The sequence below is a fragment of the Rhizobiaceae bacterium genome, from assembly GCA_023953835.1.
In the GTDB taxonomy this organism is placed as follows: Bacteria; Pseudomonadota; Alphaproteobacteria; order Rhizobiales; family Rhizobiaceae; genus Mesorhizobium_G.
Genome location: JAMLJB010000001.1, coordinates 40,328 through 65,532, shown reverse-complemented (window position 1 = coordinate 65,532; position 25,205 = coordinate 40,328). Strand labels below are relative to the sequence as shown.

Sequence of the window (25,205 nt, the reverse complement as noted above, 5' to 3'; positions counted from 1 at the left end):
GGTTCGCGGCCAGTGCGGACTTCTTGTGCGAGTTTTGCTAGCTTCCAAGTGACTGCGGCACCTCAGCTACACCCGCTTGTGGCCCCACACGTATCGCACTTTTCGCAGGTGCCGTTACGGACCATGGTGAAGTTGGAGCATTCCGAGCACATGTTGCCCGTATACCCTTGAGCGATTGATCTGATCCGCCGTTCGGCCTCGACCTTCTTGGCTTCCGCCTTGGCGGCGGATGCGTCTGCCTGCGCCTTATCGGAGAACAGCGCGGTCGCCGCTGGTTCGCCTTCGTCGAAAAGGTCCGGCGGGCTGTCTTCTTCTATTTCCTCGGCGAACTCCGCTGCGCGTTCCTCGTACTCGCGTTTGAATGCCGAAACTTCCTCGGATTTGACCAGCGATAGCACGTTCGAGCCTGAGAAGGCTGTCGGCGCGACACGCGTGGGGGAGGGACTCGAACCCCCAACCGATCCGCCAAACCCCTTCGCCTCATTGCCCTTGCCGACCAGCGTCGGCTTGTGGCCTCGTGTCCAGCCGGTGGACACGAGGTTGGTCTTGCCGTCCTCGATGCCCTTGCCAAGCGAGGTGTTGGAGAAATCCGACATATCGACATGTGCGAGGTCGTGGCGCCCCAGATAAGACACGGCCAGTTCGCGGAACACATAGTCGAGGATCGAAGTCGCGTTCTTGATCGCGTCGTTACCAATGACCATGCCTGCAGGCTCGAACTTGGTGAAGGTAAAGGCCTCCACATATTCTTCCAGCGGCACGCCATATTGCAGGCCGAGCGAGATCGCGATGGCGAAATTGTTCATCATGGCGCGGAAGGCAGCGCCTTCCTTGTGCATGTCGATGAAGATCTCGCCGAGCCGTCCATCTCCGAACTCGCCGGTTCGCAGATAGACCTTGTGCCCGCCCACGACCGCCTTCTGGGTGTAGCCTTGGCGGCGGTTCGGCAGCTTCTCGCGGTCGCGATAGAGCTTTTCGACGATGCGCTCAACGATCTTTTCCGTGACCTGTGCGGCGCGCGCTGCGGCGGGCTGGGCCACCAGCGTCTCCACAGCATCATCCTCATCCTCGTCATCATCCGCGATCAATGCGGAATTCAGCGGCTGCGAGAGCTTGGAGCCGTCGCGATAGAGCGCGTTGGCTTTCAGCGCCAGCTTCCAGGACAGCATATAGGCTTCCTTGCAGTCCTCGACCGTCGCATCGTTCGGCATGTTGATGGTCTTGGAAATCGCGCCCGAAATGAAGGGCTGTGCCGCCGCCATCATGCGGATGTGCGATTCCACAGAGAGGTAGCGCTTGCCGATCTTGCCGCAGGGGTTCGCGCAATCGAACACCGGATAGTGCTCGGCCTTGAGGAAAGGCGCGCCTTCCAGCGTCATCGCCCCGCAAACATGGATGTTGGCTGCTTCGATCTCCTTTTTGGAGAAGCCCAGCGCGGGCAGCATTTCGAATGAGAAGTCGTTGAGCTGCTCTTCCGTGAAGCCGAGCGCGGTCTTGCAGAAATCCTCGCCCAGCGTCCACTTGTTGAACACGAACTTGACGTCGAAAGCCGATTTCAGCGCGGCATTGAGCGCCTCGATCTTCTCGTCCGTGAGGCCCTTGGCCCGCAGCGTCGAAGGGTTGATGCCGGGAGCCTGGTTGAGGTTGCCGTGACCGACCGCATAGGCCTCGATCTCGGCGATCTGGCTCTCGGAATATCCAAGCGTGCGCAGCGCTTCCGGCACGGCGCGGTTGATGATCTTGAAATAGCCGCCGCCAGCCAGCTTCTTGAACTTCACCAGCGCGAAGTCGGGTTCGATGCCGGTCGTGTCGCAATCCATGACGAGGCCGATCGTGCCGGTCGGCGCGATCACGGTTGCCTGAGCGTTGCGGTAGCCGTGTTCCTCGCCAAGCTCCAGCGCCCGGTCCCAGGCAGCCTTGGCGTGTACGCCAAGCTCGGCCTGCTTCAGATCGGCATGGTTGATCGGCACAGGGTTGACCGCCAGCTTCTCATAGCCGTCTCTTTCGCCATAGGCCGCGCGGCGATGGTTGCGCATCACCCGCAGCATATTGACGGCGTTGCGGTCATAGTCAGGGAATGCGCCAAGCTCCGACGCCATTTCCGCCGAGGTCGCATAGGCGATGCCGGTCATGATTGACGTCAGCGAGGCGCAGATGGCGCGCCCTTCCGCCGAGTCGTATGGAATGCCGGAGGTCATCAGCAGCCCGCCAATATTGGCATAGCCGAGGCCGAGCGTGCGGTACTCATAGGACAGCTTGGCGATTTCCTTCGAGGGGAACTGCGCCATCATCACCGAGATTTCCAGCACCATGGTCCACAGCCGCACCGAGTGCTCATAGGCCGCGATGTCGAAACTGCCGTCCGCATTGCGATAGGGCAGGAGGTTGATCGAGGCGAGATTGCACGCCGTGTCGTCGAGGAACATATATTCCGAGCACGGGTTCGACGCCCGGATCGGGCCGGCTGCCGGCGAGGTGTGCCAGTCGTTCATCGTCGTGTTGAAATGCAGGCCGGGATCAGCGGATGCCCATGCGGCATAGCCGATCTTTTCCCACAGATCGCGCGCTTTCAGCGTCTTGTAAACCTTGCCATTGATGCGTCCGACAAGGTTCCAGTCCGCATCGTTCTCGACTGCGCGCAGGAAATCGTCCTTGAGAGAGATCGAATTGTTCGAGTTCTGGCCGGAAACGGTGAGATAGGCTTCCGAATCCCAGTCCGTATCGTAGGTCTGGAAGTCGATCGACGTATAACCCTGTCGTGCGAACTGGATCACGCGCTTGACGTAGTTTTCCGGCACCGCGTTTTTCTTGGCGGCGCGGATTTCGCGCTTCAGCGCAGGATTCTTGGCCGGGTCGAAACAATCGCCATTGTTGCCCTCGCAGTTGACGCAGGCAGCCATGATCTTCGTCAGGTGCTGCTTGACGATCTTCGAGCCGGTGACAAGCGCGGCCACCTTCTGCTCTTCTTTTACCTTCCAGTCGATGAAGGCTTCGATATCGGGATGGTCGGCATCGACGATCACCATTTTCGCGGCGCGACGCGTCGTGCCGCCCGATTTGATGGCGCCCGCAGCGCGGTCGCCGATCTTGAGGAACGACATCAGACCGGAAGACTTGCCCCCGCCCGAAAGTCGCTCGCCTTCGCCGCGCAGCATTGAGAAATTCGACCCCGTGCCTGAACCATATTTGAACAGGCGCGCCTCGCGCACCCACAGGTCCATAATGCCGCCTTCATTCACCAGATCGTCCTGCACGGACTGGATGAAGCAGGCATGCGGTTGCGGATGCTCATAGGCCGATTTCGACTTGGTGAGCTTGCCGGTGAACGGATCGACGTAAAAATGGCCCTGGCCGGGGCCGTCTATGCCATATGCCCAGTGCAGCCCGGTGTTGAACCATTGGGGCGAATTGGGAGCGACGCGCTGCGCCGCCAGCATGAAGGCAAGCTCGTCGCGGAACGCCATCGCATCGGCCTCGGAAGCGAAATAGCCGCCCTTCCAGCCCCAATAGGTCCAGGTTCCCGACAGCCGGTCGAAAACCTGCCTTGCGTCTGTTTCCGAACCGTAGCGCTGGTCTTCGGGAAGTTTGGAAAGCGCAGCCTCATCCGCCACGGAGCGCCAAAGGAAGGAAGGAACGTCATTCTCCTCGATCTTCTTCAGCCGCGCGGGCACGCCTGCCTTGCGGAAATATTTCTGGGCCAGGACATCGGTCGCAACCTGACTGAACTGCGCGGGCACATCGATGTCCGCCAGGCGAAACACAATAGAGCCGTCGGGATTCTTGATCTCCGACACTGCTTTACGGAACTCGATTTCCGAATAGGCCGACTGACCTTCCTTGGTAAACCGCCGTTCAATGTGCATCTATCCGTCCCTCGTTCCATCTATATATAGCGCATCTCATCCAGGCCCGCAGGCCCGTTTCTTGCGCTCATGCCTATCCCGTCCGGGCGCGCTTTGCGTCCGGTTCTCCTACGCTTCGTGTTTCACTGTCTCACACGCGGAAAACGAACCGTCTCCTGAACCATTCTCCGACTTTTTGCGGCGACCCGACCAGTCCTGCCGCCTTGCTGGAGCGTGAGTCCCTTAGTGAAGGAATAACGCTCTATCTTGTGCTCACTCTGCATTCAAACACTAAATATAGTGTTAACAGAGAATTTTTCCACCCCCGACAATTTTCAACAAATGAGTTGCCGCCAGACAAAATGGCAGCCGGAACCACCCACCGGATTGCTCCGTCGGAAGGGTACAAATCCCTCAAAAACCGGAAAACAAGGCCGACGACCAACTTGTCGGCCACGCCCCTCGATAAGGGGTGCATAGCCCATAAAAAGCGACTCGTACCAAACCGTCAAGGTATCGAATTTGAAACTTTTACGACCGCTACATGTTGTGGGTGGCGGATGTGGATAGCGGGGATGCTTCGGAGCCGGCTATGAACCGGCTGTCGGGCGCCTAAGCTGCAAAGCGTGCGTGGTTTCGGCCAAATCCAACAAGAATCTGGGCGAGGTCGGGCTCCCGGACGAGCCTTGCGGCGTCAAGTGGCGAAAACCACGAGCGGCTGCGCTCGCTCTTTTCCTTCCATGTCGGGCAGACCTTTTCCACACGCAGCGGATAGACGACGACCTCGCACGGCACCGTGCCGGAAGGCTTGATTTTGCCATACACGAATCGTCCGGCTTCATCCCTGGCGACCACGCCCTTGAGTCCGGCTTCCTCGTGCGCTTCGCGCGCAGCCGCGTCCCATTTCGCTTCGCCTTTTTCGGCCCAGCCCTTGGGCAGCACCCAGCGTCCGGTTTCGCGGCTGGTGATAAGCATCACCTCGACTGCGCCGACGGAGCCGCGCCATGGCAACGCCGCCACCTGCAACCGGCAGGGCGCATCGCCGAAAAGGCTGCGGATCCTCTCCGCGATATCTGTCGCGTCACGCATATCGATTCGGGATTCTAGCCCGCCCAGAGTGACAGTTCCAACTGACAGTTCCAACAACGCCCGAAATGACGCGCACAAATCTGTTAACATATTGCACGCACAGGAAATCCTGCGCGCGCCCAGCCCTCAGCGCAAGTCCATAACTATGTTGCCGGCTAATCGAAATGGAGGAGTGGCCACATCCGCAGGTATATATTCGCGAGCGGCGTTACCCCGAATGCGCCTCGGAAATGGGCTTCTGATAGGCAAAGCCCATGTCCCATGGAAAATAGATCCATGTGTCCTGGCTGACCTCGGTCACAAATGTGTCGACCAGCGGCCGCCCTTTGGGCTTGGCGTAGACCGTCGCGAAATGCGCCTTGGGCATCATTGCGCGCACGATGGCGGCGGTTTTGCCGGTGTCGGTCAGATCGTCCACGATCAGCACGTCCTGCCCGTCATTTTCGAGCAGGGGTGGGGAAATCTCCTTGAGAACCTGCAATTCGCCCTGAGAGGTGTAGTCATGGTAGGACGCAACGCTCACCGTCTCAATGACGCGAATGCCCAGTTCGCGTGAGATGATAGCGGCGGGGACAAGCCCGCCTCGTGTTATGCAGACGATGGCTTTCCAGCCATTGCCACTGCCTGCCAGCCGCCACGCCAGCGCGCGTGCGTCGCGGTGAAACTGATCCCAGGAAACGGGAAAGGCCTTTTCGGGAAGGGACATGACGGCACTCCGGCGGGAATGCGGGCGCACTTAGCGGGAAAAGTGCTCGATTGGCAAGCGGGCAGGATCAAGAGCTGCCCAACTTCAGCGCGAGAGGAATGTCGCGACCGAGCATGACTGCAATATGTGGTGGGTCACGCCGCCGAACAGGAACTCGCGCAACCATGAGTGGCTGTAGGCGCCAAGCACGAGCAGGTCGGCGCCCGTCGCCGCAATCCTGTTGGCCAGAACTTCCTCGATGGATCGCTTCCCGGCAAGCTCCGTCACTCGCTGGACATGAACGCCGTGGCGTTTGAGCGTATCCGTTACGGTTCGCCCTATCGGGGCGTCTTCCTGAGATCGCTCCACCACAAGCAGTTCGACGGTGTCGGCTGCCTTGAGCAAGGGCAGGGCGTCGAAAACCGCCCTCGCGGCCTGTTTTGTGCCGTTCCAGCCGATCAGGATGCGGCGGAATCCGTCCGGGCAGGTGCGATCATGTGGCAGCACGAGCAGCGGGCGCCCGGAATCGTAGAGAAGGCTGTCGATCTCGCCAGATTCGCCTGAGGGTGCGGTCGGCTGCGCGGCGAGGATAAGGTCAACCGAATGCGCGAGCGAAATATCCCCGATGGCATGGTCGGGACCGGGCGCTTCCAGTGCGCCCCAGGCGGCGGAGATATTCTCGTCCGTGACGCGGGCTTTGAACGCCGCTTCGATCGCCTTCGTTCTGGCAATGCCGATTTCCGTCGTCTCTCGGATGTAGTCTGCGTCTGGAAATCCCGCGGCCGCCGCATAGGAAAGCTGAACCGGCTCCGAATGGAAGCCGATGAGGTGGGAATCGAAGTGCTTTGCAAGCCGCACCGCACCCTCAAGCAGGGCAGGGGCTTCCTCCTCGGTTTGAACGACCACGAAGATAGACTTGTAGGTCATGTGTGGCTCCTCCGTCGCCTGACCCGCACAGCGAACGCGCATCCTAACTCTACACGCAACGTGCCGTGGCGCAAAGAAAACGCTGTTCAGCCCGCCTGCGCGCGCTCAAGCGAGGCGACCATCTCCTTCACTGCCGCATGCGCCGCGTCGAGTGCGCTCTGGTTGCGCGCGCGCACCACGAGTTCGGTCCAGAAACTGCCATCCTGATATTTCGGATAGGAGCCGATGATCGTGTCGGGGTGTGCTTTCTGGATTTCGGCGAGCGGCGCACCGATAACACCCTCGCCGAAAGGGCAATGGACCGTCGCCGACAGCAGCTTGGTTCCGGTTTTCAGCGTTGGCACGACATTGTCCAGCATGGCCTGGAATATGGCCGGCACCCCGGCCATCACATGCACGTTCCCGATCTTGAAACCCGGCGCGGTCGAAACCGGATTCGCAATGTGCTCGGCACCGCGCGGCATGCGCGCCATGCGTTTGCGGGTGTCAGTGAATTCAATGTCGCGGCGCGCGTAGTTCTCGGCAAGCAGCTGGAGCGCCCGCTCGTCATATTCGCACGCAACGCCGAATGCAGCCGCGACCGCATCGGCTGTAATGTCGTCATGCGTGGGGCCGATGCCGCCCGTGGTGAACACATAGGTGTACCCGGCCCGCAAGGCATTGAGCGCGTCGACGATGGCTTGCTGATCGTCGGCCACGATGCGGACTTCCCGAAGGTCGATGCCGATTGCGGTCATGATATCCGCGAGGTGGCCAATATTGCGGTCTTTGGTCCGCCCCGAAAGGATTTCGTCGCCGATAACAAGCATTCCGGCAGTTACTATCGCATCCATCTGCAGCCCTCGGTGACGGGCTCCTGAATAGACGCGCGGCAGGACCTTGGCAACGATGCCGGCGACCGAGAGAGTTAGAAGGCTTTCTGTCTGGCGCGAGCCACCTTGAAACCGTGGCCCTGGCTATTGACGCATGTCATTCCGCTGCGCTCCGAGGTGCAGGTGAGGCCGCCCCTTCGAACCGAATGGCCATAGTTGAGTATGGCTGCTTTCGGATCCTTGACGGTATCGCCCGCGCAAAGCGGCGCGCCCGGGCCGGTCGCTCCAACCTCGAATGCGTAGCCCCAGTCCAGATCGCAGTCGGAAGGCCGCGTGTAGGAAGGGGTGAACTGACCGAGATCGCATCGCGCGCCTCGATAGGAGCCGTCAAAGATCATGCAGTGGATGTTGCCGGTGGGGCTACGGAAACTTATGTCCTGCGCCGTTGCCGGCTCACAGACCATGAGCATCAAAAGTGCAAGTGAAGCGCGCACACGAACCTCGCCAGCTGAGAAACGAACTGACAGGATATGTCCGCTTCAACCTGCGGTATAGGGTATTTGAGAAGGGCGAGCCTATCTGCCTATGGCGTCCAGCATCTGCTTGCCATCATGGGTCAACGCCCATCCCTTAGCGCACATCGTTACAAGTCCGCGGTCTTGAAGCTGGAGCAGGAGACGCAGGGTTTCGCGCGGTTCGATCCCGGAGAGATTGCCTTTTGAAACCTCGGTCAGGAGTGCGCTATCGGATTTCGTAATTGAGGCATGCATCGGACGGAACCTCCCAGATCGCCAGTAACGGCCTGAATGGGGACTGGTTCCGTCACGAAATGTTGCAACCGGGATGGTGCGTCATTCAATCGAAGAATACGTCACCGGAGCAATCATGTCTGATTGCATCGATAGTTGGCCGGGCCTTTCGGTGGCATGGCCAAGCGCAAGGGCAAGGACCACAGCGGCAGCGCAAAGGAATGCGAAAGATGCGTTCTTGTCCATGGCACTTCCCTTTCCGTGCATGGAGATTGAGAGGCAGCCCGATCTCGAAGTCGGTAGCTGCGCGACGAGAATTAGTACCCGGCCAGCTAGGGTTTATTGGGCGGGGGCTGCTGGCCGGGCAACGGTCAGATACGCAACGCGACCGCAATTCTCATGGTGAACGAACGTGGTTAGCAGGGGGTTAAGGAGGACCGTCCAGCCAGTCGTAAAATTGGCTGAATTGCTTTCAGCAGGTTTCAACCCCTGGTTGGGTACCATGCAACATGCGAGCAAACTCCACATCCTGGCCAATCGCTTTGCTGCTGTGTGGGGCGGCGGGTTTCGGCTACATGGCTGCCGACAGCCGGGTTGTTTCCGGTGCGGGTGGCGCTGCCGTTCGCCTTATCAAGGGAGGCGAAATCAGGGGAGGCGAAATTCGGGGCGCTCGGGCGGCCTGCAACATCAAAGGCAATGTCAGCATCAACACCGGCGAGAGAATATACCACGTGCCGGGTCAGAAATACTATGAAGCGACAATCATCCGCCCTGAATATGGGGAGCGCTATTTCTGCTCCGAGCAGGAAGCAAGGCGCGCGGGCTGGCGGCGGTCAAAAATCTGAAAAAACGAACACCAGCCAAGTGTTTGCTCTATTGCACGCTCACCGTCGGCACGATGGATGCTGTCGGGTAGTCCGGGCACTCCGTCGCCCTCGGACTGCAGAGCACCGATGGTGTGCTGGGGCCGGGGCCGCCGACACACCCGCAAAGGACCACGCAAGAAAGTATTGCGATTGATATGCGTGCAGAGAGTCTCATGTCGAGTTCCCCTGTGAACATACCATTACGCCTCCGTACGAGGCTTGTAGTCAAGCGGTGCTGGAGCCGCTGGCAGCCCCCGGCGCAGAATCTCAGCCTGAAATCAGGCTGAGACGTCACAAGTCGGCAGATATTTGCGCGTGTGATCGTACTTCATGGTCTTCAGCGTGCTCGTAAGGCCGCCATTTGCCGCTATCCATTCCCGGACCCATCCCGGATAGGATCGCATCAGAAACTCAGTTGCCGCGGCGACCGTCGCGCTTGAACGCGCGGTCGGACGGTGAAATCGAAAATAGGCTCCAGGCTCCACGCAAACCCTGTTTCGGGGAAGGCCAAGATACATGGTGCAGGCTGAATCGCACCGGCCAGCAAATCTGAGTTTTCGTTCGTTCCGCTTAAGCTCGGCGACTCGCATCGCATAGGCGACCACATAGCCGCCGCTATCATTCCTGACGACGAATTCCTTCGCTGATTGCCGCGCCTTGTAACCCGCCGAATCACTGGTGCTGGCGGTAGAGCCGCCCACGGTGGAACAGCCACTGAGGAGGGCGGTGACTGCAAAAGCTACCAGTATGCGGTTCATTGAACGACCTCTTTTGCTTGAGGTCGCAAGCGGTAATACATGAGATTAAACAGAATACAAAAGCAGCAATGAGCTGCCTTCAGTATTAGATTTTATATTTAATGCAAGATAGTTTGATTATCGAAAATTTTATCTAAGTACTTAAGTTTGAGGAAACATGTAAAATATAAATATTTATATCAATTTAAACTTTAATAACCTTAAATTATTCAATGCGGGTAAATTCCCTCTTGTGTAAGGGTGAAAAATTTATCTAGGAGAAACTTACAATTTAATTTGAATCATCACGATCTCGCATGAATGGGGCAATTGGCTAGAGATGCATCGTTCGACTGATTTCGGTCGGCCAGCAGCGAAATTGCCTGGTGCACCGAGCCTGATTCCCGTTCAGCCGCCACGCCCTTGCGCCGCCCTTGCGCTGCCGGGCGGAGGTCCAGTGGCACCCCCTTCCAAGACAACTCGCAGTTGAGAGCCGCTTCAGCACTCGTGGTGAAGAGGTCCGAACGGAGCATGTCCTGCTCCGAGTAAAACGCAGGAGAAAATGCCAATGCGCATGCACATTTTTGCCGCCTCAATTCTTCTTCTGGGATCTCCCGCACTCGCTGCCGATCCTGTTGGCATGAAGTGGGTCGATCTCGGCGATGCGCGCGCTTCCACGGCTCAGGAGGTTGGAACCGAAGCCGTTCCGACCGGCGATCCAGGTGCTGGCGCCTCCACGTTGAAATCGGCCGGCGCGCAAGCGACGGCCGAGTGCAGGGCCGAAAGTGGAACGGCCGAGGACTGCCTGTGCGCGAGCGTCCTCGAAACCGGGTCCAGCGACGCGCTTGCGCGCTTCCAGAAACAGCATCCGAATGCGGGCACCATTTGCAATGCAACGGCTTCAACCGCATCGACAAGGGCCGGTGCCGGAAACGGCACCACGCCAGGGCAGGTGGGTGGCGAAAAGAATGCAGCCAATTTGTGCGCAAGCATTCTGAAGTCAGGCTCCATCGAAGCCCTTTCGCGATTCCAGAAGCAGTATCCGAATGCAGGCACGATCTGTAACGCGACTGCTTCGACCGCACTGACACCGGTTGGAACCGGAAATGGCGAAAATGGGGACTTTGCCAATCGTGCGGGCGGCGCCGGGAATTTGGCCAGCCTTTGCGACAGCATTATCCAGTCTGGATCCAGCGCCGCGCTCGCGCGGTTTCAGAAAGACCATCCGAATGCCGATACACTCTGTAACGCATTGGCATCGACTGCGCTGGCGCCGTCTGGCCAGAGAAACGGTGACAATGATGGTCGTCATGGAAACGCAAATGGTGACGGCGGCAACGCAAACGGTAACGGCGGCGGTGACGGCCGCAATGGAAATGGCGGCGGAGACGGCGGCAATGGAAATGGCGGCGGTGACGGCGGCAACGGCAACGGCGGCGGAGACGGCGGCAACGGCAATGGCGGCGGAGACGGCGGCAACGGCAATGGCGGCGGAGACGGCGGCAACGGAAATGGCGGCGGTGACGGCGGCAATGGCAATGGTGGCGGTGACGGCGGCAACGGCAATGGCGGCGGAGACGGCGGCAACGGCAATGGCGGCGGTAACGGCGGCAATGGCAATGGTGGCGGAGACGGCGGCAACGGCAATGGCGGCGGAGACGGCGGCAACGGTAACGGCGGCGGTGACGGCGGCAATGGAAATGGCGGCGGTGACGGCGGCAATGGAAATGGCGGCGGAGACGGCGGCAATGGCAATGGCGGCGGAGACGGCGGCAACGGCAATGGCGGCGGAGACGGCGGCAACGGCAATGGCGGCGGAGACGGCGGCAACGGAAACGGCGGTGGCGATGGCGGCAACGGCAATGGGGACAATGGCAGTGGTCATGGACCAGGGCACGGCGGGGGACATGGACATGGACATGGCCACGGCGGAGATCATGGCGGCAAGGGTGACGGCGGCAAAGGCGGCAAGGGTGACGGCGGCAAAGGCGGCAAGGGTGACGGCGGCAAAGGCGGCAAGGGTGACAGCGGCAAGGGCGGCAAGGGTGACAGCGGCAAGGGCAGCAAGGGTGACGGCGGCAAGGGCAGCAAGGGTGACGGCGGCAAGGGCGGCAAGGGTGACGGCGGCAAGGGCGGCAAGGGTGACGGCGGCAAGGGCGGCAAGGGTGACGGCGGCAAGGGCGGCGAGAGCGGGAAGGGAAGGAACTGGTAATCCAGAGAGATTGGCTGACCGCTCGCAATTCTCCGCGATGATTGCCATGTTGGTCGAGGGGCGGGACAGGCCGGATCTACACCTCTAACGATGATTCCAAAGCGCTTCGCGTTAGAGGTGGAGCAACGGGGCATTGCCCCGTGTTCGAGCGCAAAGTGACCTGTCGGACGGTGCGACTTTGTTCTGCGGTTTGGTTCTGATCCGAATCGCGCCCGAAAGTGGTGATCCACTTGCGATCACGCAGAGAGCAATTCTGGGCAAGAAATTGATACCAGAACCGCGCTGCCGTCGATTCTGACGGGCGATAAATCTGCTAAGTCTCTGAAAGTGTTGGCTCCCCGGGCCGGATTCGAACCAGCGACCAACCGGTTAACAGCCGGTTGCTCTACCGCTGAGCTACCGGGGAACTTGGGCTCGCGTTACGCGGCGCTGCCTATAGCAAACAGTTTTCCCCTTTGCAAAGAACAGATACGAACTTTTTTTCGTGCCGTGACATTCTGCGACAGCACGCACATATGTTGAGCGCAGACCGGGAGATCGCTTGGGGCAATGCTGGACGCATGAAAGAGAACCAAAAAGACAGAATTCACCAGCAAAATCCGGCGCCTCGCGCAATTCGAGTTTTTGGGCGTTCGATTCCTTTGCCACAGTCGCGTGCGTTGCGCGTCGCGATTGGCGTGGCGCTGTGTTTCTTCGGATTGCTTGGCTTCTTGCCTGTGCTCGGGTTCTGGATGATACCCTTGGGTCTGCTGGTGCTTTCCTACGAGTTTGCGGTCGTCAGGCGCTTTCGTCGCCGCGCCGTGGTCTGGTGGGAGCGCAGGCAGCGCCGCTCCGCAGGCCGTGACTAGAGCCTTGCAAGATATGCCGCGCCACGGCATGCGGCATAAAGAGGCCAGGAAACGCCGGGTAAATCCCACGGGCGGCTTGACGCCAATTTTGCGGCAACCTAAGAGCCTCGTGTGCGCCAAGCACGTGGGGCCTCGTGGCGGAATGGTTACGCAGAGGACTGCAAATCCTTGTATCCCGGTTCGATTCCGGGCGAGGCCTCCAAAGGCGCACCTATGCGATTCTAACTGCGCCCTTGCCGCATTTGTCGCGCTGGGCGCCTTGAGGTGGGCCGGCGCGTCATGAACATCGACTATACCGGGCAGCGCGTGAAGATGGTGGACGGTCAGGTGCGCACCACCGATGTCACCGATCTCGCCATAATTTCGGCGCTTCTGGAAATTCCGAGGGAAGAGTTTGTCCCCGAGCGGGTAAAATCGCTCGCCTATATCGATGAGGATATCGCCCTGACCGAAGGCGAGGGCGGCGCTCCGCGTTTCCTGATGGAATCCTCTCCCTTCGCGAAGCTGGTGCAGCTAGCTGAAATCCAGCCGTCGGACCTTGTTCTGGATGTCGGCTGCGCGACCGGCTACTCCTCGGCAGTGCTGTCTCGCCTCTCCGGCCAGGTGATCGCGCTCGAATCGGATGCCGAGCTGGCGCGCCGCGCGACCGAAACGTTGAGCGCGCTTGGCTGCGACAATGTCGCGGTGGTCGAAGGGCCGTTGCAGGAGGGCTATCCTGCCGAAGCGCCCTATGATGCAATCATCCTTGAAGGGGCCGTCGGCGCGGTGCCGGGCGCGCTTCTGGACCAGTTGAAAGAAGGGGGGCGGCTGGTTGCCGTCGAGGGGTACGGAAACGCCGGCAAGGCGCGAATCTATCTAAAGACGGGTGGGAAGGTGACAGGCAGATACGCATTCAATGCGGCAATTAAGCCACTTCCCGGCTTTGAAATCGTTCGTGGTTTTGAATTCTAAACTGTTTCGGTTGCATATTTTGTCGTGACGTGTTGCCTTCCCGGCTCGATTGATTTGCGCTTGCGATTAAGATCGGGCAAATCCTTTGGGGCCATGCGACTGCGTAATTGAATGAGGGATCGATCCTGGTGTCGATGAGAAAAAGACTGTTTGCGACCTTCCTGGCGTTCTCCACAGCGATGGCGACGCCCGCCTTTGCAGAAACAATCACCGGCGCGTTGTCCAAGGCATATCAGTTCAATTCCTCGCTGAATTCCGCGCGCGCGAGCGTGCGCGCCACGGATGAAAGCGTTCCGTTGGCCAAGTCGGGATACCGCCCGCAAATTGCCGGCAGCGCAGACATATCCTACACGAACACGCGGCGCGACCGCATGTTTTCCAATGGCGTTGGAGGCGTTACGCCGCGCACCACCAATTCGACGAGCGGGGGCGTCGGCGTCCAGTTGCGCCAGATGTTGTTTGACGGGTTTCAGACGCGCAACAACGTTGCGGCAGCCGTCGCGCAGGTTTACGCCTCAAACCAGAGCTTGCGGAACACCGAACAGACAACCCTGTTCAATGCCGCGCAAGCCTACATGGACGTCATCCGCGACCGTCAGATCGCAGCGCTGACAGAACAGAATCTCGCATTCCTCAATGAACAGGTTCGCGCCGCAAATTCCCGCTTCGAAGTGGGCGAGGGAACGCGCACCGACGTGGCGCAGGCCGAGGCGTCTCGCGCGAATGCCGTCGCGCTTGTGAGCGATGCGCGCGCGCGGGTGGCGCAAAGCTCTGCAAATTATCGGGAGTTTATTGGTGAGAAGCCGGGCAAACTGGCTGCTGCTTCTCCCTTGAGCAAGTTGCTTCCCAAATCCGAGGACGGTGCCATCGCCATTGCGCTCGAAGAGCATCCTGCGATCCTGGCGAGCAAGCACCTTGTTGACGCAGCCGACTATGGCGTGAAATCCGCTGAAGGGGCGATCCTGCCTCAACTTGACGCATTCGCCGGCATCAGCCGCGATTATTCGGGTTCGCAAACAGGTGGTATCGACAGCGAATCCAACACATGGTCGCGAAACGCACAGATCGGTGCACAGCTCACCATCCCGATCTATCAGGGCGGACGCACATCGGCGGAAGTTCGGCAGGCTAAGGAAAACCTTGGCAAGGCCCGGATCGATGTCGACGTCAATCGCGACACCGTACGCAATGCGGTGTCATCGTCCTGGGCGAGCTATGTGTCCGCGACTGAAGGCGTGCGTGCGCAACGCTCAGTTGTGGAGGCGGCGCGCCTCGCCCTCAACGGCGTGATCGAAGAGCGCAATGTGGGTCAGCGCACCACTTTGGACGTGCTCGACGCGCAGGCCGATGTCATCGAAGCGCAGATCAATCTCGTCAGCGACGAGCACGACGTCGTGGTCGCGTCCTACGCTATTCTGTCGGCGCTGGGTCGTCTTACCGTAAAGCGCCTTGGCCTCAGCGTTGCGGAGTACGATCCGCAGGAGCACTACCGCGCGGTCAAGGACAAGTGGATCGGCCTGCGGACACCTGACGGAAGGTGATCCGTCGTCGGCCATGGTCGCCTGCGATGCGACCATGGTCCGGTCTGGCCCGGGATCAATGACCAACCCGACCCGGCACGCTTAGCCTGTTGATATTTTTCCTGACAACATATTGACGATTCTATCTCGCCGTTGCGTCAGCTACGCTGGTTTCAGTGATTCGGGCCGGGTATATTCGGCGGGAAGCTGTCAGGCGGAAAGAATGGCACAGTCAAGCGCACAACGCGATCCAACAATGGAAGAGATACTCGCCTCTATCCGCAGGATCATTGAGGAAGGCGAAGAGGCCCGCAGGCCCGCCGAAGCGCATGGCGATCATGACCCCGTCGTCATCGGCCCTGCGGCGAACGATGCTTTGCGCCGCCCGTTGCCTCCGGCTCCGGAGTTGAGCAGGGACATACCAATGGTTGACCCGGTCGAGCCGAGCGCTTTTGCAGGCGCGACCGGTCGCGACCGGGTGGAAAGCAACCTGACGCCGGAACAGAGAGTTCAGGCCGCTGGCGATGAACTGGCGCTTTCTCTCGAGGATTTCATTATAGATATGGACGAGGTTCGCGACGTCGCTCCTGCGGCCATTGCTCAACGCAGCGTTGAGGCCCCGGCAGTCGTCGCAGGTTCGGATTCGCCTGCACCGGCGGCGTCCACAATGCCGAAGGCTGCGACCTTGCCGGAGGCTGGGCGCCAGCACGTCGAAGCCCGAATCGTTCAGTCACAGCCAGCGTCCCCGCCGCGAGAAACTCCAGAGGCGCCATCTGGTGCGCGCGCAGCTACGGTCGCAAGCATTATGATCACGGGCGGCAGGGCCGCCGGTACTGCACCCGCTGCGCCAGGCGCGGCTCCGACTGAGACCGCTTCTGCTCCCGAACAAGCCGACCATAAGTCCTCAATCCTATCTCACGTTGCAGAAAAGCAAATTGCCGCTTCGTTTACCGAGTTGAGTGAAGCGCTCGCCGCGAGCCGCCGTCGTTCGATTGACCAGATCGCGGAAGAAATGCTGCGTCCCATGTTGCAGGAATGGCTTGATAACAATCTTCCCACGATGGTTGAACGCCTCGTGCGCGAGGAAATCGAGCGGGTCGCGCGCGGCGCAGACTAGAATTTCGGTTGAAAGGGGACGCGGACGCCGCCTTCGGGCGGCGTTTGCGTTTCCGGGCAGTCTGCCTTGTTGCGGCCTTGTGCCTTTCGCATTACATCGGGCCAACAGAACCGGACTGATATCTATGCTCGAAAAGACATATGACGCGAAGGCCGTCGAGCCACGCATTGGCAAACTTTGGCAGGACGCGGATGCCTTCCGCGCGGGAGCCGGCGCCGAGCCGGGCGCGGAGGCTTTCACCATCGTCATTCCTCCGCCCAATGTGACCGGCTCGCTTCATATGGGCCACGCGCTGAACAACACGCTGCAGGACATTCTGGTTCGATTCGAACGCATGCGCGGCAAGAATGTGCTCTGGCAGCCGGGCATGGACCATGCTGGCATTGCCACGCAGATGGTTGTTGAGCGTCAACTGATGGAAAAGCAGGTTCACCGCCGCGACCTCGCGCGCGAGGACTTCGTCAACCGCGTCTGGACATGGAAGGCCGAGTCGGGAGGCATGATCGTCAACCAGCTCAAGAGGTTGGGTGCGTCCTGCGATTGGTCGCGCGAGCGCTTTACCATGGACGAGGGCCTTTCGAAGGCGGTTATCGAAGTATTTGTAACGCTTTACAAGGAAGGGCTGATCTACAAGGACAAGCGTCTCGTCAATTGGGACCCCAAACTCCTGACGGCGATTTCGGACCTTGAGGTCGAGCAAGTCGAACTTAACGGCAATCTCTGGCATTTCCGCTATCCCATCGAGGGCAAAACCTTCGATCCTGACGATGAAAGCACCTTTCTCACGGTCGCCACTACGCGGCCCGAAACGATGTTGGGCGATACCGCCGTCGCGGTTCATCCTGAAGATGGGCGCTATGAGGCACTGGTCGGAAAGAACGTCGTATTGCCCATCGTGGGGCGCAGCATCCCTGTCGTTGCGGACGAGTATTCCGATCCGGAGAAGGGTACCGGGGCGGTCAAGATCACGCCCGCGCATGATTTCAACGACTTCGAGGTCGGCAGGCGTCACAATCTGCCGGCGATCAATATCCTGACCGTCGATGCGGCCATCGACATCATCGAAAATGACGATTTCCTGGCCGGAATTGAACAGACGCCTGAACGCCTTCAATTGTGGGAAAAGCTGCACGGAAAGGACCGTTTCGCCGCCCGCAAGCTTGTCGTGGAGATGATGGAAGAGGGCGGATATCTGGCAAAGATCGAACCGCATCGGCACATGGTGCCGCATGGCGACCGCGGCGGCGTGCCGATCGAGCCGTTCCTCACCGACCAGTGGTATGTCAACGCTGCGGAACTTGCGAAGCCCGCGATCCGGTCTGTTCGCGAGGGCCGCACGAAATTCGTCCCGAAAACCTGGGAAAAAACCTATTTCGACTGGATGGAAAACATCCAGCCGTGGTGCGTTTCGCGCCAGCTTTGGTGGGGTCACCAGATCCCCGCTTGGTACGGGCCGGACGGCCACCCCTTTGTCGAGCGGACGGAAGAGGAAGCGCTGGATGCGGCCATCCAGCACTATCTCGCTCATGAAGGACCGTGGAAGGCCTGGGTCGAGGAAAAGCTGGAGAATTTTGAACCGGGCGACATTCTCACGCGCGATGAAGATGTGCTCGACACGTGGTTTTCGTCGGCCCTGTGGCCGTTTTCGACGCTCGGCTGGCCGGACAAAACCCCGGAGCTTGAAACCTATTATCCAACCAGCGTGCTCGTGACCGGCTTCGACATCATTTTCTTCTGGGTCGCCCGGATGATGATGACGGGGCTGCATTTCACGGGCGAGGAGCCTTTTCACACGGTCTATGTGCATGCGCTGGTGCGTGACAAGAACGGCGCGAAGATGTCCAAGTCGAAGGGCAACGTCATCGATCCGCTCGACCTGATCGACGAATATGGCGCGGATGCACTGCGCTTCACGCTGGCCATCATGGCCGCGCAGGGCAGGGACGTGAAGCTCGATCCGGCGCGCATTGCAGGCTACCGCAATTTCGGCACCAAGCTCTGGAACGCCACCCGCTTCGCACAGATGAACGGCGTGAAGCGAGACGATACGGTCTGGCTGAACGAAGCGAAGCTGACGATAAACCGCTGGATATTGACCGAACTCTCGCGTGCCACGCGAGAGGTGACGGACGGCATCACCACCTATCGTTTCAACGAGGCGGCGGGTGCGGCCTATCGGTTCGTGTGGAATCTGTTCTGCGACTGGTATCTGGAACTGCTGAAGCCCGTTTTCATGGGTGACGACGAGGCCGCCAAGGCCGAAAGCCAGGCTTGCGTCGCCTATGTGCTGGACGAGATTTTCAAGCTCCTGCATCCCTTCATGCCGTTCATGACGGAAGAGCTTTGGGCGCTCACCGCGCCGGAGGGCGAGGAGCGGTCGACGCTGCTCTGTCACGCGACATGGCCGCAGCCAAGCTTTGAGGACAAGGCGGCTGCTGCCGAGATCAACTGGCTGATCGACCTGGTGTCGGAAATTCGTTCGGTCCGGTCTGAAATGCATGTGCCCGCGGCGGCTATCGCGCCTCTGGTCGTGGTCGACGCGGATGAGGCGACTGCGGCCCGTCTTGAAAGGCACGATGCGGCAATCCGGCGGCTGGCGCGCATTGGCGACATCGATTTTGCGAAACTGTCTCCGAAGGGCGCAGCCCAGATCGTATTGGGCGAGGCAACCTTCTGCCTTCCGCTCGGCACGCTGATCGATGTTAAAGCGGAAACGACCCGGCTGGAGAAGGAATCCGGCAAGGTTGCAGACGAAATCGCACGCATCGAAAAGAAGCTTTCGAACGAGAAGTTCGTGGCCGGGGCGCCGGATGAGATCGTCGCAGCCGAGCGCGAAAAGCTGGACGAGTTCCGCTCATCCCAGTCGAAACTCTCGATCGCTTTGGGCAGATTGCGGGAAGCCGTATGAATCCGGTTCGACGCTGCGGCTGAGTCGAGGCTCGCCGCAGCGCATTCTTCTACCTATGCGCGAGCATGCCCCAACGTCACGACTGTGCGTGACGCAACGTCATAGATTAGCTTATAGCATTTTTGGGCCGCAATGTTGCCATAATGTAACAAAAGCTGCGTGGGCACGCGAAATTCAGGCAGTTTACTGCCATATTGGCATTTTCAACCGCAGATTTTAGCAACTGCCACTGCGATTCATGTCCATTTTGCAGGATTCTTGGCTTCTTACCTCTGTGCAACGCTTTCCCTGAGGCCTCCGATTAATATCTGGTAAAGCCTTGTGGCCACATTCTGCATTGCAAGATCGTCCAACAGCCGTGCACACTCCACAGCACTGAATGCCCAGGGGAGAGGACCTTCAATGAACAGACTGCTTCTGAAATCGCTGCTGGGCGCGACCTGCCTGTCTTTGGCGATTGTGGGAACAGCGAATGCCGGCGGGTTCAGCCGCGGCTCGGCAGATACCGACATCATCTATGAAGACGGCAACTTCAACATGCGCTCGAGTGTGACCTATGTCAGCCCGAGGCGTGAATTTTCGTCCAATCCCAACCCTGCGTTGAATGGTACGAGATACACGGAAGACTACGTCGTTCCCTCCCTGGCCGTGAAGTTCAACATCGTTGACGATTTCCGCTGCGGCCTGACGCATGTCATGAACAATGGCGGTTCGGTGAAGTACGATTTTCCGACGGCGAGCGGCAAGCTGCTCGAAGAATTCACCACCTATGAATCCGCCGCGACCTGTGGCTACAAGTTCGACGTTGGCAAGGGGCGCGTCTGGCTGATCGGCGGCGCGTTCATGGAGAAGCTCGACTACCATCGCGAAAATTACTACGGGGTGTTTGGCGACGCATCGCTCGATCTGGCCGGAACCGAATACGGCTTTCGCGTCGGCGCAGCCTATGAAATCCCGGAAATCGCGTTCCGCGCGCAGGGCATGTATCGCTCGGGCACGGAGTATGGCGCGGACGGCATGGTGATCGCTCCGGCGGCTGTGCTCTACGGCGCGCTGGCGAGCCAGGGCATTCCCAATGCGGCAAATCCCTTTGCTGCAATTGCCGCCGCCAATCCGACGGCTCAAGTTCCGGTCCAGGCGATCGGCGTCGGCAACTTGCCCGAGAGTTTCGAGGTGAAGCTCCAGTCCGGCATTGCAGAGGATTGGCTGGCTTTCGGCGCCATTAAGTGGACCAATTGGAGCAAGACCACGACGCTGGATGTCCGATCGGCCATCGGCAATTTCCCGATTACCGTCGACGAGTTCTACTGGAAGGACGGCTGGACCTTCACCGGTGGTCTCGCGCACAAATTCAACGAGACCGTATCGGGCCTTGCATCGTTCACTTATGACAGTGGTGTTTCGACCGGTTACGACCTGACCAGCGACACTTACACGTTCTCCGCAGGCGCGCTATTCAAGGACAAGCTCGGTGGCGAGTTGCGCATTGGCGGCGGCCTGAGCTACATCGCCTCTGCTGAGGAAACGAAATACGGCCTCAATCCGAACGCGTTCGAACCGGCGTTCGACCAGGCAGTGGACTCCGCCTGGGCGCTCGCCGGCAGCATTGGATACGCCATCAAGTGGTAGGCTGAGCGCGCTCCACGCCCATCGAGATCAAGCAAAGCCCGGCTTCCAGCCGGGCTTTGGCTTTTGGGTCCCGGGAAACAGACTTGTGACGATTCAGCAACATCTGGAAAGGAGCAGCGGCGCGGATCGCTGTCGCCGGACGCATTTGCCGTTTTCCCGCCATAAACCGCGCGCACCCGAATAGGTATGGAACGCAAGGTAACGACGTTCCTTGAACATATGCCTGACGGTTGGCACAACAGGAAAAGTCGCGATTGCGGCGCGGATGACATGAGCGCGAGGGCCTTCTCTAAAATCGGAAACGCGAAAGGCGTCGCTTGGCGTCGGGAAGCGTTTGCCGCCGCGTGCCGCCGGCAGGGGGATGCGCGCGCGACGCCGGTCTCGTCCGACTTTCTCCATACGTCCGCCCTAAGCCCGACCGTTCCGGGCCGCACTTTGGCCGAAAATCTCGAGCATCTTCGTCAGGAACAAGAGCATCCGGGGGTCCCGGCTGCTCGATATGCTATTTGTGGGAGCGCCGGACGGATGCAGGCGAACATCGTTTGCGTGCCGTTTAGGCGGAAGCACGTGCGCATGAGTTTGGCGAAGGTCCTGCATTCTTCCTTTATATCTGCGGCGCTTGCCGGCTGCCTGGCGGGCGGCGTGGAGGTCGCGCGGGCGCAGGAAGGCGCTGTTACTGAAAAGTCCAGTCCGTGGGATGTCTTCAAGTTTGGTTTCACCGCCTACAAGAGCGGGCATAAGGATCAGGCGATTCAGGCCTATCGTGACGCATCGGAGCAGGGGCAGATCGGCGCGACATGGAAACTTGCGCGCATGTATGCCGAAGGTGACGGTGTAACACGCGACGACTACGAGGCTTACAAGTATTTCGCCGAGATTGTCAGCCGCGATGTCGAGCCCGGCAGCAGCGACGAACGCTTTGTCGGCGATGCGCTCGCCGAGATGGGGCGCTACGTGCAGGACGGCATACCGGGCACCCCGGTGCTGGCCGACCCTGATGCGGCGCGCGAATATTTCCAGCGCGCAGCCAATTACGGCAGTCCGATCGGACAGTTTGAAGTCGGCAAGATGTATCTGCAGAGGGCGGAATCCTCTCCCTCCAAGCTGAGGCTGGCCGGTCGCTGGCTGAAGCTTGCGGCAAAGAACGGTCACGAGGGCGCGCGCGCGATGCTCGGCAACCTGCTGTTCCAAAGCGGCAAGGTCGTTGACGGGCTGGCGATGATGACCACGGCGCTGGAGCGCGCGGAGCCGAGCGACCGTCCGTGGATCCGCAGCATGCAGGAAGAGGCGTTCGCGGTCACCGAGGAAAGCATTCGCCGCAAGGCAATCGACCGCGCCGACGAATTTTCGCTCGACGATCAGCGCTGAGTTCAGGCCACTGCCTTCAGCGGCAATCTCAGGTCCAGTTCAATTGCAACCGGAACGTGGTCCGAGGGCTTCTCCCACGCGCGCACATGCTTCTCGATGGAAGCCGACACAAGGTGATCGGCGGCCTCGGGCGACAGCAGAAGATGGTCGATCCGAATGCCGTTGTTCTTCTGCCATGCGCCTGCCTGATAGTCCCAGAACGTATAAACGTCGCTGGCGTCCGTGACGGCGCGGACCGCTTCCGTCAGTCCGAGCGATTTGAGCCGTCGAAATGCCCGCCGCGTCTCCGGCTGAAACAGCGCGTCACCCAGCCAGTTTTCGGGATGGCGCGCGTCCTGCGGCTCGGGAATGACATTGTAGTCACCTGCAAGGACAAGTGGCTCCTCCAGCGCGAGCCGTTCCTTCGTCCAGTTCTCCAGCCGCTCCATCCAAGACAGTTTGTATGAGAACTTTTCACTATCGACGGGATTGCCGTTCGGAAGGTAGAGCGAGACCACGCGCAGCGCCCCGCGATCTGTCGAGAACACGCCTTCGATGAACCGCGCCTGTTCGTCGTCGCCATTTCCCGGTAAACCCCGGTTGACCTCGTCGAACGGCAGTTTCGACAGGATGGCGACGCCGTTGAATCCCTTTTGCCCGTGCGTCTCGACATTGTAGCCAAGCGCTTCGACCTCGGCGCGGGGGAACTGCTCGTCTACGGTTTTTATTTCCTGGAGACATGCAATATCGGGCTGGCTCTCTCCCAGCCAATGCGTAAGATTGCCAAGTCGGGCCCTGACTCCGTTAATGTTCCAGGTGACGATTTTCATGCGAATCTCGCGAATTATTCAAACACTTCTTGATAGTCGGCGCACCGCTTCTTGGTCATTCTCCGCCATCCTGCGGCTTGAGCAGCCAGACGCCCGCAGGATTAAACCGGGAGAGCACCGATGACGTCAACAGTTCATCCTGTGGATGAGGTATTGCCACTGCCACGCCTTGCCACGCTGGGCATTCAACATGTTCTCGTCATGTATGCAGGGGCAATCGCCGTACCGCTCATTGTCGGTCGCGCGCTCAACCTGGAGCCGCACGACGTGGCCTTTCTCATTTCGGCGGATCTGTTCTGCTGCGGCATCGTCACGCTGATACAGTCCTTCGGCGTCACGCAATGGTTCGGCATCAAGATGCCGGTCATGATGGGCGTCACCTTCGCGGCGGTCGGTCCGATGGTTGCGATGGCCGGAGCCAATCCCGGGCCGGATGGCGCACGCCTGATTTTCGGCTCCATCATCGGCGCGGGCATCATTGGCATATTCCTGGCGCCGCTGGTCGGCAGGATGCTGCGTTTCTTTCCCCCGGTGGTGACCGGCACCATCATCCTCGTCATCGGCGTGACGCTGATGCGGGTGGGCATACAGTGGGTGTTCGGCGTGCCGGTCGGGCCGACCGCGCCGAAGCTTGTGTCCCCCGAGCATGTGGAATGGCTCAAATCCGTGCAGGCGCTGGCGGATGGCGGCGCATCGAACCTGCCGCCGGTTCCGGCAGGGCTCCAGCTTGCGGCCACGGTCAACAATCCGGCCTATGCCCCGCTGTCGCATATCGGCATTTCGGTCCTCGTGCTTGCCTCGATCCTGTTCATTGCGAAATACGGGCGTGGCTTCGTTTCCAACATCGCCGTGCTGCTCGGCATCGTCATCGGCGGGGTGGTGACCGGCCTCCTCGGCATGATGCATTTCGACAATGTAGCGAAGGCCGACTGGTTCGCGGTCATCACGCCTTTCCATTTCGGCACGCCGATCTTCGATCCGATCCTGATTGCCACAATGGTGCTGGTGATGATCGTGTCGCTGATCGAATCGACAGGCATGTTTCTGGCGCTGAGCGACCTTGTGGAGCGCAAGATCACGCCGCAGAGCCTTTCGGCGGGGCTGCGGACCGATGGTCTGGGAACCGTGATCGGCGGCATCTTCAACACGTTCCCCTACACCTCCTTCTCGCAGAATGTCGGGCTGGTGGGCGTGACGGGCGTGAAGAGCCGTTTCGTCTGCGTTGCTGCCGGGGTCATTCTGGTGATATTCGGATTGATCCCGAAAATGAGCGCTCTGGTGGAAAGCCTTCCGACATTCGTGCTCGGCGGGGCGGGCCTCGTGATGTTCGGCATGGTGGCCGCAACCGGCATCCGCATCCTGTCCAATGTCGATTTCAAACACCGCCGCAACAATCTGTTCGTCGTCGCGGTGTCGCTCGGCATGGGCATGATTCCGCTGATTGCGCCGACCTACATGATGTGGCTGCCGCACGCGATTCATCCCCTCATCGAATCGGGCATCCTGCTGGCGACGATCTCTTCCGTCGCGCTCAATGCGTATTTCAATGGAACAAAGCTGGATGAAGCCGACGTTCGCGAAGCTGCCATGGCCGCCGAGGCGCACTAGGAAGTATATACAATAATATAGATCGTTATTTATGAGGAAGCCCGAAAGGGCTTTCTTTTGTTTATTGGGTTATATCTAGACCTTCCCCAAAAGAGGAAAGTACAATTTGTCCCTACGCCTTACTAACCATAAGGCGGTATTGAGCTACCTCGCGCCGCCGTCCACAAAGCCCTGCGAGGAGGCTTGGGGCAAACACGGTCGAGCCAAATGAGTATTGAACAAGACGGGGGACTAAAGCCGGCATCGCCAGAAAAGGATCCATTCTCACCTGAATTCCGGGTCGTCGCACGCGGCAATGTGCGACGCGGTATCAGGCTTGAGCGAATCTTCTGGACGACGCTCAAACGCATGGCGGAAAGCCGCAAGATCACCATGGGAGCGCTGATCGAAGAGATCGTGCTCGAGCATGGGGAGTCCGGCAACCTGACATCCGCCATCAGGGTGACATGCCTGAAATGGCTGGATGAGCAGAATGCGATGCTGCGCGAACCGCAGCCGGGGAAAGGCCAAAAGAGCGGCTGAAACGCC

21 protein-coding genes and 2 tRNA genes are annotated in these 25,205 nt (G+C 59.7%); 12 read left to right on the top strand and 11 right to left on the bottom strand.

Annotation, left to right across the window (positions count from 1 at the left end; all coding sequences use genetic code 11):
• Positions 1-62 precede the first annotated feature (62 nt).
• The 8 genes from M9924_00330 to M9924_00295 form a co-directional block, all read right to left on the bottom strand.
• The gene (locus tag M9924_00330) at positions 63-3,863 is read right to left on the bottom strand and encodes a vitamin B12-dependent ribonucleotide reductase (GenBank protein ID MCO5062839.1); all 3,801 of its coding nucleotides are present in this window, start codon (positions 3,861-3,863) and stop codon (positions 63-65) included.
• A gap of 591 nt (positions 3,864-4,454) precedes the next feature.
• On the bottom strand, positions 4,455-4,931 hold the full coding sequence (locus tag M9924_00325) for an NUDIX hydrolase (protein MCO5062838.1): 477 nt from the start codon (positions 4,929-4,931) through the stop codon (positions 4,455-4,457).
• Between the two features lie 208 nt (positions 4,932-5,139).
• On the bottom strand, positions 5,140-5,637 hold the full coding sequence (gene gpt / locus M9924_00320) for a xanthine phosphoribosyltransferase (protein MCO5062837.1): 498 nt from the start codon (positions 5,635-5,637) through the stop codon (positions 5,140-5,142).
• Positions 5,638-5,721: 84 nt separating this feature from the next.
• On the bottom strand, positions 5,722-6,543 hold the full coding sequence (locus M9924_00315) for a universal stress protein (GenBank protein MCO5062836.1): 822 nt from the start codon (positions 6,541-6,543) through the stop codon (positions 5,722-5,724).
• 86 nt (positions 6,544-6,629) lie between these two features.
• Complete coding sequence (locus tag M9924_00310; GenBank protein MCO5062835.1) at positions 6,630-7,376, bottom strand: competence/damage-inducible protein A; 747 nt, start codon at positions 7,374-7,376, stop codon at positions 6,630-6,632.
• 74 nt (positions 7,377-7,450) lie between these two features.
• Positions 7,451-7,849 (bottom strand): hypothetical protein, encoded by a 399-nt coding sequence (locus M9924_00305; protein MCO5062834.1) that lies wholly within the window; start codon positions 7,847-7,849, stop codon positions 7,451-7,453.
• 81 nt (positions 7,850-7,930) lie between these two features.
• Positions 7,931-8,125 carry a hypothetical protein gene (locus M9924_00300; GenBank protein MCO5062833.1) on the bottom strand — a complete coding sequence of 65 codons (195 nt, stop codon included), beginning with the start codon at positions 8,123-8,125 and terminating at the stop codon, positions 7,931-7,933.
• A gap of 81 nt (positions 8,126-8,206) precedes the next feature.
• A complete protein-coding gene (locus tag M9924_00295) occupies positions 8,207-8,350 on the bottom strand; it encodes a hypothetical protein (GenBank protein MCO5062832.1) in 144 nt (47 codons plus the stop codon).
• Positions 8,351-8,613: 263 nt separating this feature from the next.
• Here M9924_00295 and M9924_00290 point away from each other — a divergent pair, with 263 nt between their 5' ends.
• Positions 8,614-8,949 (top strand): hypothetical protein, encoded by a 336-nt coding sequence (locus M9924_00290; GenBank protein MCO5062831.1) that lies wholly within the window; start codon positions 8,614-8,616, stop codon positions 8,947-8,949.
• A gap of 299 nt (positions 8,950-9,248) precedes the next feature.
• Here the strand turns inward: M9924_00290 and M9924_00285 are convergent, their stop codons facing one another.
• Positions 9,249-9,728 (bottom strand): hypothetical protein, encoded by a 480-nt coding sequence (locus M9924_00285; protein ID MCO5062830.1) that lies wholly within the window; start codon positions 9,726-9,728, stop codon positions 9,249-9,251.
• A gap of 547 nt (positions 9,729-10,275) precedes the next feature.
• Here M9924_00285 and M9924_00280 point away from each other — a divergent pair.
• Positions 10,276-11,919: a hypothetical protein gene (locus tag M9924_00280; protein ID MCO5062829.1), complete on the top strand. Its 1,644-nt coding sequence runs from the start codon at positions 10,276-10,278 to the stop codon at positions 11,917-11,919.
• Between the two features lie 331 nt (positions 11,920-12,250).
• Here the strand turns inward: M9924_00280 and M9924_00275 are convergent.
• Positions 12,251-12,325: transfer RNA gene (locus M9924_00275), tRNA-Asn, on the bottom strand.
• A gap of 154 nt (positions 12,326-12,479) precedes the next feature.
• Here M9924_00275 and M9924_00270 point away from each other — a divergent pair.
• The 8 genes from M9924_00270 (at position 12,480) to M9924_00235 (ending at position 22,260) form a co-directional block, all read left to right on the top strand.
• A complete protein-coding gene (locus M9924_00270; GenBank protein ID MCO5062828.1) occupies positions 12,480-12,767 on the top strand; it encodes a hypothetical protein in 288 nt (95 codons plus the stop codon).
• Between the two features lie 128 nt (positions 12,768-12,895).
• A tRNA-Cys gene (locus tag M9924_00265) sits at positions 12,896-12,969 on the top strand.
• Between the two features lie 77 nt (positions 12,970-13,046).
• Positions 13,047-13,718: a protein-L-isoaspartate O-methyltransferase gene (locus tag M9924_00260; protein ID MCO5062827.1), complete on the top strand. Its 672-nt coding sequence runs from the start codon at positions 13,047-13,049 to the stop codon at positions 13,716-13,718.
• Positions 13,719-13,843: 125 nt separating this feature from the next.
• The gene (locus M9924_00255) at positions 13,844-15,259 is read left to right on the top strand and encodes a TolC family outer membrane protein (protein MCO5062826.1); all 1,416 of its coding nucleotides are present in this window, start codon (positions 13,844-13,846) and stop codon (positions 15,257-15,259) included.
• A gap of 403 nt (positions 15,260-15,662) precedes the next feature.
• Complete coding sequence (locus M9924_00250; protein ID MCO5062825.1) at positions 15,663-16,355, top strand: DUF2497 domain-containing protein; 693 nt, start codon at positions 15,663-15,665, stop codon at positions 16,353-16,355.
• Positions 16,356-16,479: 124 nt separating this feature from the next.
• Complete coding sequence (locus tag M9924_00245) at positions 16,480-19,263, top strand: valine--tRNA ligase (protein ID MCO5062824.1); 2,784 nt, start codon at positions 16,480-16,482, stop codon at positions 19,261-19,263.
• 402 nt (positions 19,264-19,665) lie between these two features.
• Entirely contained in the window at positions 19,666-20,892 is a 1,227-nt protein-coding gene (locus tag M9924_00240; protein MCO5062823.1) for an outer membrane protein transport protein, read from the top strand.
• Between the two features lie 573 nt (positions 20,893-21,465).
• A complete protein-coding gene (locus M9924_00235) occupies positions 21,466-22,260 on the top strand; it encodes a sel1 repeat family protein (protein ID MCO5062822.1) in 795 nt (264 codons plus the stop codon).
• Positions 22,261-22,262: 2 nt separating this feature from the next.
• Here M9924_00235 and xth read toward each other — a convergent pair whose 3' ends face one another.
• Positions 22,263-23,069 carry an exodeoxyribonuclease III gene (xth, locus tag M9924_00230; GenBank protein ID MCO5062821.1) on the bottom strand — a complete coding sequence of 269 codons (807 nt, stop codon included), beginning with the start codon at positions 23,067-23,069 and terminating at the stop codon, positions 22,263-22,265.
• Between the two features lie 120 nt (positions 23,070-23,189).
• Here xth and M9924_00225 point away from each other — a divergent pair, with 120 nt between their 5' ends.
• Both M9924_00225 and M9924_00220 read left to right on the top strand, forming a co-directional pair.
• A complete protein-coding gene (locus tag M9924_00225) occupies positions 23,190-24,677 on the top strand; it encodes a purine permease (protein ID MCO5062820.1) in 1,488 nt (495 codons plus the stop codon).
• A gap of 183 nt (positions 24,678-24,860) precedes the next feature.
• Positions 24,861-25,199 carry a ribbon-helix-helix domain-containing protein gene (locus tag M9924_00220; protein MCO5062819.1) on the top strand — a complete coding sequence of 113 codons (339 nt, stop codon included), beginning with the start codon at positions 24,861-24,863 and terminating at the stop codon, positions 25,197-25,199.
• The last annotated feature ends 6 nt before the right edge of the window (positions 25,200-25,205 follow it).